Origin of the sequence: Shewanella sp. ENK2 (assembly GCF_043568515.1) — a bacterium.
Lineage (GTDB): Bacteria > Pseudomonadota > Gammaproteobacteria > Enterobacterales > Shewanellaceae > Shewanella > Shewanella japonica.
The window spans coordinates 1,034,868-1,046,799 of sequence record NZ_CP171406.1; the positions used below are offsets into that span (position 1 = coordinate 1,034,868).

The 11,932-nt window shown below is 42.2% G+C and carries 8 protein-coding genes and 1 pseudogene; 5 read left to right on the forward strand and 4 right to left on the reverse strand.

Translation table 11 applies throughout. From position 1 onward, the window contains the following. Positions 1-87 precede the first annotated feature (87 nt). The gene (locus tag ACGEDC_RS04660) at positions 88-462 is read right to left on the reverse strand and encodes a PH domain-containing protein (RefSeq protein ID WP_055025099.1); all 375 of its coding nucleotides are present in this window, start codon (positions 460-462) and stop codon (positions 88-90) included. A gap of 200 nt (positions 463-662) precedes the next feature. On the opposite strand from ACGEDC_RS04660, the gene ACGEDC_RS04665 reads away from it, so the two are divergent. Next, a complete protein-coding gene (locus ACGEDC_RS04665) occupies positions 663-1,373 on the forward strand; it encodes an NAD-dependent epimerase/dehydratase family protein (protein WP_394496759.1) in 711 nt (236 codons plus the stop codon). 663 nt (positions 1,374-2,036) lie between these two features. Here the strand turns inward: ACGEDC_RS04665 and cydC are convergent. Continuing rightward, complete coding sequence (gene cydC, locus ACGEDC_RS04670; RefSeq protein WP_394496761.1) at positions 2,037-3,815, reverse strand: heme ABC transporter ATP-binding protein/permease CydC; 1,779 nt, start codon at positions 3,813-3,815, stop codon at positions 2,037-2,039. Continuing rightward, positions 3,815-5,649: pseudogene (gene cydD / locus ACGEDC_RS04675) on the reverse strand (heme ABC transporter permease/ATP-binding protein CydD). Before cydD ends, cydC begins: the two are co-directional and overlap by 1 nt. A gap of 336 nt (positions 5,650-5,985) precedes the next feature. On the opposite strand from cydD, the gene ACGEDC_RS04680 reads away from it, so the two are divergent. After that, positions 5,986-6,867: a diguanylate cyclase domain-containing protein gene (locus ACGEDC_RS04680; protein ID WP_394496764.1), complete on the forward strand. Its 882-nt coding sequence runs from the start codon at positions 5,986-5,988 to the stop codon at positions 6,865-6,867. Between the two features lie 56 nt (positions 6,868-6,923). Here the strand turns inward: ACGEDC_RS04680 and ACGEDC_RS04685 are convergent, their stop codons facing one another. Beyond that, positions 6,924-7,991, reverse strand: a complete 1,068-nt coding sequence (locus ACGEDC_RS04685; RefSeq protein WP_394496766.1) for a DUF3626 domain-containing protein — start codon at positions 7,989-7,991, stop codon at positions 6,924-6,926. Between the two features lie 295 nt (positions 7,992-8,286). On the opposite strand from ACGEDC_RS04685, the gene ACGEDC_RS04690 reads away from it, so the two are divergent. The 3 genes from ACGEDC_RS04690 to ACGEDC_RS04700 all read left to right on the forward strand — a co-directional run bounded on the left by ACGEDC_RS04690 (position 8,287) and on the right by ACGEDC_RS04700 (position 11,788). Continuing rightward, the gene (locus ACGEDC_RS04690; RefSeq protein WP_394496768.1) at positions 8,287-9,729 is read left to right on the forward strand and encodes a DEAD/DEAH box helicase; all 1,443 of its coding nucleotides are present in this window, start codon (positions 8,287-8,289) and stop codon (positions 9,727-9,729) included. Between the two features lie 184 nt (positions 9,730-9,913). Beyond that, positions 9,914-10,693, forward strand: coding sequence for a hypothetical protein (locus ACGEDC_RS04695; RefSeq protein WP_394496770.1), 780 nt, complete (start codon positions 9,914-9,916; stop codon positions 10,691-10,693). A gap of 393 nt (positions 10,694-11,086) precedes the next feature. After that, on the forward strand, positions 11,087-11,788 hold the full coding sequence (locus tag ACGEDC_RS04700) for a DUF6445 family protein (RefSeq protein WP_080916675.1): 702 nt from the start codon (positions 11,087-11,089) through the stop codon (positions 11,786-11,788). The last annotated feature ends 144 nt before the right edge of the window (positions 11,789-11,932 follow it).

Genomic DNA, 11,932 nt, shown 5'->3' on the forward strand with positions numbered 1-11,932 from the left:
CACTGCGTTTCCTAGCAAGCAATTGTTGAAACGCCCAAGCTAGGTAAACGACATCACTGTCATTTTACTAAAAGTAGTGAACAGGCATTACAATGAAAAGTTGGCAATTGCCTTTTGAATTCCCACGACATCCGTTCCTTTTTTAAGCTCTTTTACTATCGGGTGTTCAGTACCAGAGATATAAATTTTTAACTCAGCATCCATGTCGAATGTACCAGCAGTTTCAACAATAAAATGAGTCATAGATTTATATGGAACAGAGTGATAACTGACTTTTTTGCCAGTCATGCCTTGCTTATCAATTAAAATCAAACGCTTGTCGGTAAATACAAACATGTCACGGATTAATTTGTAGCCCATATGCACAGATTCATTATCAGCTAAAATCGGTGACAGCTCTTGCTGAAGTTCTGTTAAATCCATTTCAGATGAATTACCTAAAATCGCATCAAAAAGTCCCATTATGTTCTCCTTGGGGTAGCTTAAACCAGCAACTAAAATAGTGCGGTATCTGAGATTAATACACAAGTTAAACGCGCCTTTTGACTAATTCAAGTTAGATATCACCAATATTCAAACAACATCTGGTTTATCAATGGAAGCTATTAAAAATTAAAACCTGTTAAAATAAGTCTTACGCGATTACATGATCTGGGAATAAAATGAACGCTGTCATCATTGGCGCAACAGGATTAATTGGTCAGCAGCTATTACAAGAGCTACTGGTTAATGAGGCTTATGAGCAAGTGGTTGTGATTGGCCGTCGTCGGCCCACTATCAACACCACTCAACAAGGCGCTGCCAAGCTGTGCTTTATGCAAGCCCAGTTAGATCAAATACCTACACTTAGTTTACCCGTAAAAATCGACCATGCTTTTTGCTGTTTAGGTACCACGATGAAGCAAGCTGGTAGTCAGGCTAACTTCATAAAAGTCGATTACCAAGCTGTACTCGATTTTGGCAGATTGGTTGTGGCCCATCAAAGTGATAATGGCACAGCGTTATTCGTTGTTACCGCACTGAATGCTAACCCCAATTCAAAGGTATTTTATAATCGTATTAAAGGTGAAATACAGCGTGATTTAGCCCTATTGCCTATAACCAGCATTCACTATTTTCAGCCAAGTTTGTTATTAGGGAGTCGTGCTGACAAGCGTACTTTAGAAGATATTGGCCAGAAGTTTTTTGCTATTGCATCAGGGGTATTTATTGGCCCCTTAGCCAAGTACAAACCCATTACAGGCAAACTTGTGGCAGACAACATGTTGGCTGTTGCTGTTAAATCAAATACTGAGTTAGTAACTGAGCCATCGTTAGAGACTAAAGCTGTAAGGATTATTGATAATAAGCAGATGCATCAAATGGTGAACTGAATCCGTCATTCTCAATAAACTGGCTTCCACCAAGGTTTATTTTACTATTTTTAAAATAAAATCTACGTCGTGGCGCTTCGCCCACACCCGAGCAAGAAGGGTGAAACTGCTCCCCCTCTTGCATCTCCCCCGCAGCTCCGGCGAAATTTAAAAAGCAAAATTTCCAACGGAGAATAATCCAGCTTCAAACTTCATTTTGAGTCTGCTTCGGCAAGCTACAAAATAACTTCCTAAGGATTAGAAGAAACCAATTAACCTGCAGGCTCAATATTCCCCCATTGAAATTGCTGAAATGCTTTGAAGACTCTTTATTTAAAGTAATAGCGAAAGCCTGACAGGACGTCAGGCTAGCTTTAGTTAGCCATGGATGGCCTATCTAAAGCGTTAGCTATTTTCGAATAAGCATGAGGCTTGCTCGCTTTAAAGAGCAATTTCGTTGGGGCGGCAAGGGATGTCGAGAAGGGAAATGCTGTTGTTTCCCTTTCGTCGGGTGTGGGCGAAGCGCCACGACGTTGAACGTTATCCAACCTAACTTGAACTGAAGCTAAAAAACGCTAACCGCTTGGTTGTTACCCAAATCGATTAGCGTTTTTTGTTGCCATTAGCCTTTCAAAAAGTGCTTTCTAACAACTTCTTAAACGATAACAAAAACAAAAAGTCCTATTACGCTTCTTTGCCTAAATGCTGATATAAGCGCTGATAATCAGTATTGTCTGACATTAATTGTTGATGACGGCCACTGGCTTTGATTTTGCCGTTTTCCATCATATGAATACAATCCATTTCAGCCATGGCGGTTAAACGGTGACTTATCATCAACATGGTTTTGCCTTTAGCTAAGGCAAATAACAGTCGTAATATTTCGCGTTCGGTGCGCTTATCAAGTCCTTCTGTTGGCTCATCAAGTAGCAAGATTGGCGCGTCACGTAATAAGGCTCTAGCTACCCCAATACGGCGCTGCTCTCCGCCTGATAACTGTCTGCCGCCTTCACCAATCCAGCTATCTAGGCCAATCTCTTCGCCTCGATCGGTAACCGTTTTAGAGGTTAATAAGGTTTCAAGTCCAACCTGCTTCAGTACCTCAGTTAAGCGTTCATCATTCGCACGCCTTTTTTGACCTGGGACATGGGGTAAGGCAATCGAGAGGTTATCTCTCACTGTGCCCGCAAATAAATGAATGCGTTGACTGACGACAGTCATAGATGCTCGCAGTGTGGCCTCATCATATTCAGCAATATCTAAACCGCCTAAAGTAATTTGCCCTTGCTGCGGCTGCCACTCACGTGTGATCAAGCTTAATAAACTCGACTTGCCACAGCCTGTTGAGCCCAATAACGCGACTTTACTCCCTTTAGGTATGTGCAGGTTGAGTGCCGACAATACTGGGCTGTTTGCTTGATAACCAAACTGAATATCGTTAAGAATAAGCTCACTTTGTGGTAACTGGCTAACATCTCCGAACCTAATATCTGCAGTTTGCTCAGTCACTTCAGAGATCCGTTTTGCCGCTAATACACAACCAGATAAGTGTTGAAATGCGCCAGCAATCGGCATCATCATTTCAATGGTCGCCATGGTGGCAAAAACCATCATAGCCATTAATGGGCCTGGCGGTACGCTTTCACCCACACCTTGACCAGCAAGATACATCATCATCACCACAGCTGCGCCATTGACCATGATCAATAAGGCTTGACTCAAACCAGTAATATGCGCCATTGCAGCTTGGCTATTGAAGAGCGCTAGCTCTGCTTGATGTAGCTTTTCACGGTAGCGAGCATTGGCCGAAAACAGCGTCAACTCTGCCTGACCTTGAATCACATCAAGCACCAGCACCCGAAAACGGCGCTTATTATCAACAACCGCTTCACCGGGTTTTCTACCCAAACGATAGAATACTAACGGTAAAATTAACCATGCAGCCAATAACCAAACCGTTAAACTGATAGCGAGGGTGGCATCAAACCAAGCGATAAAGGCATATAGTGCACCGACCGTCAGCAATGATGCAGACATTGGCACCAATAATCGCAAGTATAAATGATCCAAAGTATCGATATCGGCCACTAACCGATTAAGCATATCCCCTTGCCTCAAACCTTGTAGGTTGCTAGCACTTAATGGGAATAGCTTTTTCCAAGACCATACACGTAACTCGGTGAGTAATTTAAAAGTCGCTTCATGTGTTGCTAATCGTTCACCATATCGGCTTGCTGTGCGGGCGATAGATAAAAAACGTACACCACCAGCGGGGGTAAAAAAGTTAAACGCTAACGCCGTGGCCGCCGTTAAGCCCGCTATCGCAGTCGCCGATAAAAACCAGCCCGATAATGACAAGAGGCCGATGCCTGCAATAATCGTAGTGCAAGTGAGAAAAAGGCCAATCAGCATCATGAACCACTGACGCTTAAACAGCTTAATGAAAGGCAATAATGACTTCATTACGCGCCCTCCTTTTCATTATCAGCAGGCTCTGAAAGACTGAGCAAAACATCATTATCATCTTGCTGTTGCATACTGCTGAATAACCCACTGTGTTGGCTAAGTTCTGCATAATGCCCCTGCTGAACCAGCGAGCCATTATCAATCACTAAAATATTGTCCATATGTTGTAATTGCTCTAAGCGGTGCGTCACCATAATACAAGTTTGCGATGTCATCGCATCGCTCAGGGCACTTGATACTAACTGCTCGCTATGGCTATCTAAGCTTGCTGTTGGCTCATCAAGCAAGAATAAGCTTGCGGGTTGAGCTAAAGCTCTAGCCAGTGCAATACGTTGCGCTTGCCCAACTGAAACCCCTAATGCTTGATCGCTAATGATGGTATCGAGCCCTTGTTGCTGACTGGAGACAAACTCTGCAATATTGGCTTTTTCCAACAACCCCATTACTTGATTGTCGTTTAACTCTGGATTTGCTAGGCACACATTGTCACGGATTGAACCATGAAATAGCTGAGGATCTTGCCCAAGCCAAGCAAGATGCGTTCGCCATTGCTGTTTATCTATCACACTCAATTCAACGCCATTAACATTGAGTGAGCCTTTGTAAGGTAAAAACCGAGCAACGCATTCAATAAACTGGTTTTTCCAGCTCCGCTTGGACCAACAACAGCAACTTTTTGACCCGATTGGATCTCAAATGAAATTGGGCCGAGTAGCCGCTCTCCTGACAAGGTGAGCACCTCAAAGTCTGTGGCTGTGATAGCGATTTTTGATAACGACACTTGATGGTGCTGTGCGGTTTGCTCACTAAACTTACCATCAACTTGCTTCAGCGGGTTGGGGTGCTCAAGCAATTCAACTAACGCCTCTGCCGCCCCAATAGCCTGAGCTTTGGCATGATAATGAGTCCCTAAATCACGTAATGGTTGAAAAAACTCTGGGGCTAATATCAAAATAAACAAGCCGGTGAACAGGCTAATTCCCGCGCCGTAATGACCGAAGTTAAGATGGTCTAAATAACTAAAGCCAAAATACACAGCTAATACTGCAATAGATAATGCCGCAAAAAACTCCAACACCGCCGAACTTAAAAAAGCCATTCGCAGTACAGACATGGTTCGTTGTCTAAAGTCCTCTGACGCGGCTTCAATTTTATTCACTTCCGTATCGCCACGGTGGAACAGTTTAAGGGTGCTTAACCCTTTTAACCTATCCATAAAATGGCCACTTAAACGAGATAACGCGCTGAAATTTTTACGGTTAGCATCAGCAGCGCCCATCCCCACCAAAATCATAAACATAGGAATTAATGGCGCTGTTGCAAATAAAATAACCCCTGCAGCCCAGTTCATCGGAAATACTGACACCAAGATAATCAGTGGAATAAAACCTGCGAGCATCATTTGCGGTAAGTAGCGGGCGTAAAAGTCATGTAAGTCTTCTACCTGCTCTAGCACAATACTGGCCCAAGCCCCAGCAGGTTTCCCTTTGATAAATGCTGGGCCTAAGTCTGTGAGCTTGTTTAAAACCGCCTCACGAATATCTCGACGTAATCGTTTACCAGCCTCAAAACTCAATCGCTCACGAGTATATGCAAGTCCAGCACGCACTAAAATGAGTACAACCAGTACGATAAATTGATTAGTGAATTGACTCATTGGCGCTTCAAGCATGATCACACCGTGTAAAACATGAGCCAACAAATAGGCTTGTATTACTATTGCGACACCGTTTAGTGCCCCAGTAAAAATGCTGAGTTTCAAGAATATGCCACAAGATGACTTTTGCTTTTTAAGCCATTGGCCGAGAGATTTTTCTAGATTTTTATCCATTTTATTCCTGAAAATGACAGCACTAATGAGGAAAATTGCCGCAGTATCGCAAGCTAACGGCCGAGATAACAGCCGTTTACAGAGAAGTGTTAACTGATTCACACATTGCTAATAAACACTGTGTTAATGATGAACTATAATTCTAAGCCATAGTCGTTATTAGCACAGTAAAAATAAGCTAAATATTTGTTCATCTTTGCCGTTAATATTAGTGCGATTTGAACCCTAATTGGAGAGGAAAAGTATATCCCCCTTCAATTATTGCCATGATGAAAACGATATAACCTATGTTGCCAGTCCACTTTCTTCTAATAGGGATAAAGAAGGTACATTAATATGGATGTTGATCTTTTAGTACGCAGAGCGCACGCCTTTAATCACTTATTTGACGCCGTCATAATTACAGATGCCGCTGGATTCATTATCGATTGGAATGATGGCGCACAGGATTTGTATGGCTACGCTAAAAAAGACATTATTGAGAAACCCATTGCCCAACTGCTTCTGCAAGAAGATAGCGCCACGATGACAGAGTTGGTCAATAATGCGTTAGAGCAACATGGCAAATGGTCCGGTGAATTGCGCTTTTTACATCGAGACGGCTCAATTGGTTGGCAAGCGTCAACTTGTGTGCCTTTATTTGATGACAACCAGATGTTTATTGGCGCATTGATCGTCAATCGTGACATCACTCAACGGGTCAATCAGTCGCAGCTGCAATTGAACCAAGCCTGCTATGATCAACTCACTTCGCTACCTAACCGCTATTTATTAATGGATCGAGTGCAGCAATCTATCGAGCGTTGCAAACGCACACGAACTCGATTCAGCCTGTTATACATTGACTTAGATGAATTTAAAAAAGTGAATGATGCTGTTGGCCACCTGCAAGCTGACAAAGTGTTAGTAGAGTTCACTTCAAGGTTACAACAGGTCATTAGAGAGTCAGATACGTTAGCCAGAATTGGGGCTGACGAATTCTTATTATTACTTGAAGATGTTACTGACAATAACGATATTTCTCAGATGGCAGAGGTATTAATTGCAACGCTTGATACCCCATTTATCCTGAATGACCAATCATTATTTCTCAACTGCAGTGTCGGCATCGCCACCTATCCAGATTCAGGTGAAGATTTTGATAAACTTATCAAAGCAGCTGATTTCGCTATGTATAAATCTAAACGTCAAGGAGGAGCAACATACCGCTTTGGCTAACACTCTGACTCTGATAATAGCCGAAACTCAATCATATAAATGGGCTTAATTAACCATTATGTTTGAGGTGGTTGAGCACCAAATTTAACCAATACATGCCACATCAATTTTAGCTGCTGTAGCTGCTGTGCCTGCTTACCACGTTCACTCCATGCAACTGGGGTTTCGGTTAATACTTGCGCAGCACGGCCAATCACTTCTGCATTAATCTTATTATCACGGGCTATTACCTTAGCCAATTCAGGCATAGTCGCTCCACGAAAATCGATGGGTACTTGCGCCACCTCAAGTTGGTAACCAGGGTGCCAAAGCAGCTCAATATCATATTCATCGCAAAGCAATTGCATTACATCGCCAATATCTGTTGCTTTAAAGTTTGGATCCGCCACCAAATAAGCAATATCGTCATCTAAAGAAACATCACCATGAATCTGCGCTTCGATGTAATGATCCAAATTAGCCGATGCTGGTCTTAAAAAGCGCCTCTGAATCCCGAGTGGTAATTGCTGCTTAACATGATCCACAATATCTGCAGGCTTAATGTTATTAACACCTAACGCATATTGACGCTCAAAACATTCACTCAATAACGCAGCCAACACCACTTCAAAATTCGCTAATGTGCCTTTTTCCTTAGGTAAGCGATATGAATCCATATAACTAAAAGTGCAGCGAGACAGTAATTGCGCATGTGTAAGAAAATAGCAGCTACCAAATCGAGGCGCAGGCCCCATAGGGCACAAACCAATATCTAACGCACCATATTTAGGTCGCTGTTTAACGCCTGAGTAACACTGGCCAAAAAGCTGATTCTCCCAATGATCACGCGGTCCACCTAATTCAGGTGATAACTGACCATTGGATATATGCGTTTCAAATTGGCTTTTATACACCCCATCTTTAAGCAGTCCTGCAGCAACGGATATACCTCGGCTATCAAGACGGTCTGGGTGAAAGTGAAGTGCTACTCGACCATGCTGATGTAACGAGTGCATAGCCTGTTGCACATCGAATGTAGGAATATTCGACATTAACAACACATTTTTAATCACTGAGCTAGAATGCTCACGAAGGCTGGCAATGGTGCTTTCGATATGGGATTGTGCTGCTGATTTTCGATTCATACCTGCACCTCCCTTGCATTTGATGTCGTTGACAATGATGAGAAACAACCTGCTAAGTTATTGTATTTCATTGTATGTAAAATAATCTGCTTTAGCACTTAAGATTAAAACTAATTCATTAAAAAATAGGCTGAAAACCCCATAATCGAATATTTACCTATAAGCGACAATAAAAGAAGAATATTTAATCGATTTAATGGCGCTCTAGCAGTGTTTCAGGTAAGCTTCACGGCCGCCATATAGTGGCACCCTATTTAGTCATAGCAACATCAGTGTTGCCCAAAGAGATCATTCTATGAGTTTTGCCTCACTAGGCTTAAGTACAGCAATTTTAAAAGCTGTTGAAAAACAAGGTTACGACACTCCATCTGCAATTCAAGAGCAAGCTATTCCAGCCGTATTAAAAGGCAAAGATGTCATGGCTGCTGCGCAAACGGGGACAGGTAAAACCGCTGGATTTACCTTACCTTTGTTAGAATTACTCTCTAAAGGTCAACGAGCAAAGCGCGGCCAAGTTCGTGCTTTAGTGCTTACTCCAACACGCGAACTGGCTGCTCAAGTTGCTGAAAGCGTCTCAACATATGGCACTAACTTACCGCTAAAATCGGCTGTGGTGTTTGGTGGCGTATCCATTAACCCTCAAATCTCAACACTAAGAAACGGTGTTGATATTTTAGTAGCGACCCCAGGTCGTTTATTGGATTTATGCCAACAAAAAGCGTTGAGCTTTAGCCAACTTGAAGTACTGATTTTAGATGAAGCTGACCGCATGCTAGACATGGGCTTTATCCGAGACATTAAAAAAGTATTGGCCATGTTGCCAAAGCAACGTCAAAACTTAATGTTCTCAGCAACCTTTTCTGATGAAATTCGTGAACTTGCTAAAGGTTTAGTTAACAACCCAGTTGAAATCTCAGTGACCCCACGCAACGCCACAGCCAACACGGTTGAACAATGTGTTTACGCTGTCGATAAAAGTCGCAAAGCTCGTATTCTAACTAAGCTAATTAAAGAAAATGATTGGCATCAAGTGTTAGTGTTTTCACGTACGAAACACGGCGCTAACCGTTTAGCTAAAAACCTCGATGCCGAAGGTATTAATGCCGTTGCTATTCACGGTAATAAAAGCCAAGGTGCGAGAACAAAAGCCCTAGCCGATTTTAAAGCAGGCAAAGCACAAGTCATGGTTGCAACTGATATTGCAGCACGTGGTATCGATATCGATCAATTGCCATTTGTGGTGAACTTTGATTTGCCGAATGTACCAGAGGATTACGTTCATCGTATCGGTCGTACAGGTCGTGCGGGGGCAACAGGCTTAGCAGTATCACTTGTGAGTGACGAAGAAGTGAAGTTACTCCATGACATTGAAAGGCTCATCAAGCGTACTGTTGAACGTAAGCTCATTGAAGGTTACCAAGCTTGTCACGATTTACCTGAAGCAAGTTTAAAAGGCGGACATCGCACAGCGAATCATAAGAAGCCAAACCCAAATCGCCGTAAGCATGCCAACCAAGCTGACAAATCAAAGCAAGGACAAGGGCAAAAACAAGGACAACGTCCTGCGCCAAAAGGCAATACAGATAAGCCAAGTCAGCGCCAACGCGCCCGTGCTCGAGCTGAAGCTGAAACAGCTCAAGCGGAAGGCACTAAAAGGCCACAAAGAAGACGCCAAGGTCGTAATGACCAAACGGCAACTCAAGGCAAAGTCGACCCTTACGCGAATGCTAGACGTTAAACATTTAACTTAATCAGTCACTAACAACTTGTCTTATAGGCATGAAAGTAAACCTTTCATGCCTTTTTTATTTGCCTGTTCCAGCGTTTGATTCATAAGCTTCCCCTCAATAAAGTTGCCAGATTAACGCTCTTCGTCCATCATAATTAATGATAAATTAAACAATTTCATTCATGGAAGATTTATGAAACATACAGGTTTATTCATTGTGGTATTGCTTTTAGCAATTGGCAGCCTATTTGTTGGCTTACAAATGGGTAAAAGTCAGCTGAATCAAGTTCAAACAAAGCCACCTACCGCACATAATAGCGATGAAGACGCTGAGCAAAATAATTCAGCTTCGGTAGCAAAAGTGATTGATTCTCGCTCAATTGATTTGGTTACGGAGCTAAAACAAGAAATCGAGCACCTGAAACAACAACTCGATGAAAAAAATACGTTGATTGATTCAATGAGTGCCTCACTTGGCTTATTAGAGCAGCAAGTTGAACTTGCCTATAATGAGATCGATGAAGCAGGACAAGCGACATCTCCTTTTCACCAAGAACCTGACGCCATCACTGCCGAGCAAGCCAGTTTATGGGTACCTGCAGCCTATGCCGATATCGTCTCCTCGCAACAAGGGGAAATGGTTTCCTTATTTAAACGCCATCATCAAGCAAAAATCGATCCCAATTGGGCGAGTGAAAGAGAGCAAGCCTTGTTAGATTCTTTTGCTTTAAGTGAATATGCCGATATGGTGAACATCAGTGCTGTGAATTGTAAAACCACCACTTGCGAAATAAGAGGTATTGAACTGAAACCCAATGGTTGGATGCTCGCAAGTCAACAACTGCAAGGAAGTGAACTCGGCAATAATGTGAGTTCTTGGTCTTACCTTGCCAGTGCTAATGACGGTGAAACTCTGATTTATATGCTCTCAGAAGCTAAAGAAGCAGGCAGCGAAGGCGAGCAATCACAATAAAATATTCCCACGTTGAATTAAACGAGCCTAGTCTCTTGAACAATAAGGGCTTAGCTCGTTGAAATCAGACTAAAGCCCAATATAAAAAACCAATTAAAACCAATAACCTCCACTCAACTTGATTTGAAACTTTATGGTCAAAACCACTCTCATGGCGCTGATGACTAACTCACTCAACGTTGCTTCAATCATGATCCAATAAAACGTCATTGACGTACAAACAAGTGAATTGAGCAATGCTCAACAGATGACAGCAAAGCTGTGAGTGATTTTGATGCCGTTTTACTACTAAGTTAAATACCCAATTCAAGTAAAATTAACCATACCGCCATCTTAGTACGTCAATATTCATGCGTAAGCGGGACGTCAACAATGTGAAGGAACACACTGACCATGCATCAGATCAATACAGACTTACAGATACAAGTAAACCCGATTCCACATTCAAACCATCTTGTATGGGTTATCGATAACTTTATCGCTGATTTTGATGCCCTAGTCCGTTACAGCAAAGAAAAAGCCTATTTTAATCCAGTAGGTGCTGACGGTACTTTGTTTCCAGGGGTGCGTGATGAAATGCCCAAACCCTATTATCAAAGCTTATCATTGCTCATAGACAAGCTCTCACAGCAACCTAATGGCGAACAATTTAAGCAACATAAAATAGCCAAATGCTGGCTTTCAAAAGTCACTCTTAGTCCTTTGCAGCTAAATGCGACTCAAACAATGCCGCACTTTGATTCATTATCAGCACATGACATGGCCGCAGTTCACTACCTAAACGATCAGCAATTAGGTGGCACTAACTTTTACCGCTACAAAGGTGCTGACACACTGCATTTATCTCAAGATGACAAAGATATAATTTTAAAAATGGTCGATGAAGTGAAGCAAGCAGCTGTGACACGTAATGGATATATTAATGACTCAGATGAGCTATTTGAGAAGGTATTCAGCATTGAAGCCAAACCCAATAGATTAGTGATTTATTCGGGTAATATTTTACACAGCGCCAATATCACCAACAAAGTTGAATTTGATAAAAAGGCGCCAAATAACCGCACCTCAATCAACTCATTTTTTAGTGTTGCCTAAGCAGTGACTACCTTTGAACAAGCTGTAATGACCTTATGTGTTCGTAATTCGTCTTTACTAAGACAATCTCATATCGATGATGAAATTAAACTTACTTCATAATAGCTAGCTCGATGACTAACATCCTAATAAAATTATATAAAT